General features: G+C 55.6%; 1 rRNA gene (cut by a window edge). It reads left to right on the plus strand.

Annotation, left to right across the window (positions count from 1 at the left end):
* Window positions 1-21: 21 nt before the first annotated feature.
* Window positions 22-1,600, plus strand: a 23S ribosomal RNA gene (locus ACFRJ8_RS22540); it runs 1,658 nt beyond the window's last position.

Here is a 1,600-nt window from a genome sequence, read left to right on the forward strand (position 1 = left end):
AATTACTCCTTGATCTTTTGTGGTCAAGTTTTTAAGAGCACACGGTGGATGCCTTGGCATTAGGAGCCGAAGAAGGACGTAGGAATCTGCGATAAGCCTGGGGGAGTCGATAACCGGACTGTGATCCCAGGGTGTCCGAATGGGGAAACCCCGCCAGACGCGCGAGTGATCTGGTGACCCGCATCTGAACACATAGGGTGCGTGGAGGGAACGCGGGGAAGTGAAACATCTCAGTACCCGCAGGAAGAGAAAACAATAGTGATTCCGTCAGTAGTGGCGAGCGAACGCGGATCAGGCTAAACCGTTCCATGTGTGATAGCCGGCGGGCGTTGCATGGTCGGGGTTGTGGGACTTCCCACTCCAGCTCTGCCGGGCTGGGAAGGTGAGGGTGCAGGCATAGGTGAACGGTCTTGAAAGGCCGGCCGTAGAGGGTGTGAGCCCCGTAACCGAAATGTTGTGCACCGCCTGGTGAAGTATCCCAAGTAGCACGGGGCCCGAGAAATCCCGTGCGAATCTGTCAGGACCACCTGATAAGCCTAAATACTCCCTAATGACCGATAGCGGACCAGTACCGTGAGGGAAAGGTGAAAAGTACCCCGGGAGGGGAGTGAAACAGTACCTGAAACCGTGTGCTTACAATCCGTCGGAGCAACCGCGAGCAATCGCATAGTAGTTGTGACGGCGTGCCTTTTGAAGAATGAGCCTGCGAGTTAGTGTTACGTCGCGAGGTTAACCCGTGTGGGGAAGCCGTAGCGAAAGCGAGTCTGAATAGGGCGTTGCAGTGGCGTGATCTAGACCCGAAGCGAAGTGATCTACCCATGGCCAGGTTGAAGCGACGGTAAGACGTCGTGGAGGACCGAACCCACTTCAGTTGAAAATGGAGGGGATGAGCTGTGGGTAGGGGTGAAAGGCCAATCAAACTTCGTGATAGCTGGTTCTCCCCGAAATGCATTTAGGTGCAGCGTTGCGTGTTTCTTACCGGAGGTAGAGCTACTGGATGGCTAATGGGCCCTACAAGGTTACTGACGTCAGCCAAACTCCGAATGCCGGTAAGTGAGAGCGCAGCAGTGAGACTGTGGGGGATAAGCTTCATAGTCGAGAGGGAAACAGCCCAGACCACCAACTAAGGCCCCTAAGCGTGTGCTAAGTGGGAAAGGATGTGGAGTTGCGAAGACAACCAGGAGGTTGGCTTAGAAGCAGCCATCCTTAAAAGAGTGCGTAATAGCTCACTGGTCAAGTGATTCCGCGCCGACAATGTAGCGGGGCTCAAGTACACCGCCGAAGTTGTGGATTTCAGACATTAGCCAAGCCCTTGTGGTTCAGGCGTCTGGAGTGGTAGGGGAGCGTCGTGTGGGCAGTGAAGTCGCGGTGGAAACCAGCGGTGGAGCCTACACGAGTGAGAATGCAGGCATGAGTAGCGAAAGACGGGTGAGAAACCCGTCCGCCGGATGATCAAGGGTTCCAGGGTCAAGCTAATCTGCCCTGGGTAAGTCGGGACCTAAGGCGAGGCCGACAGGCGTAGTCGATGGACAACGGGTTGATATTCCCGTACCGGCGAAAAACCGCCCATGCTGAACAGGGGACACTAACCGCCCGAAGC

The organism is Arthrobacter sp. NPDC056886 (assembly GCF_042788715.1).
GTDB lineage: Bacteria > Actinomycetota > Actinomycetes > Actinomycetales > Micrococcaceae > Arthrobacter.